Here is a 667-nt window from a genome sequence, read left to right on the forward strand (position 1 = left end):
TTATAAGAGTCAGCCATCCACCTTGCGCGCCTATCTACAGGCGGGCCTGATGACCGCCGTCACCGGCTCCAAGTTCCTGTGCGGCCCGACCTTCTCCGGCACCCTGTTCGCGCCGGCGCGCGTGGCGGAGAGTCTGAAGCGCCGGGGGATGCGGCCGGGCCTTACGCACTACTCGACCCGCCCCGATTGGCCCAACGGCTGGACCGGCCGCGAGATCCTGCCCCAGGTCGCCCACCTTGGCCCCCTGCTGCGCTGGCGCGCGGCTCTGACGGAGCTCGCCGCTTTCCGCGCCCTGCGCGCTCCACGAGGCGGCCGGCCACCTGCTCGTCCGGCCCGTCCGCCCTGATCAGGTGGCGCGCCATCCGCGCCTCGCCGCCCCCGCCGCGGTGCCGGCCGTGTACGAGCGGGTGGCCGGCGACCCCCACTTCCAGCCGGAGCTCGACCCCGTCACCCACAGGGAGACGGCCAACGGCCCGCTCCCGGCCGGCGGCGGCCCCGGCCTCCCGGCGGACCTGAAGACCACGCTCGCCCACGGCGTGCACGGGATGCGCTTCATCGCCGCCGTCACCGCGCAGAACTCACCCGGCGTCCAGCGACCCTCGGAGCTGTCCCCCGCGGCCGTGCGCGCGCCGCCAGCCACCGCCCCGTCCGACCACTGCCGTCACCC

2 protein-coding genes are annotated in these 667 nt (G+C 75.3%); both read left to right on the plus strand.

Annotated elements, in window-relative coordinates:
- On the plus strand, window positions 1–346 hold a 346-nt coding region (locus HUX53_RS38915), incomplete at its 5' end, for a hypothetical protein (protein ID WP_217920410.1).
- A gap of 4 nt (window positions 347–350) precedes the next feature.
- A partial coding sequence (locus HUX53_RS42850; RefSeq protein WP_309237639.1) for a bifunctional hydroxymethylpyrimidine kinase/phosphomethylpyrimidine kinase occupies window positions 351–667 on the plus strand: 317 nt, incomplete at its 3' end.

It is taken from the genome of Actinomadura sp. BRA 177 (assembly GCF_013372625.1).
Taxonomy (GTDB): domain Bacteria; phylum Actinomycetota; class Actinomycetes; order Streptosporangiales; family Streptosporangiaceae; genus Spirillospora.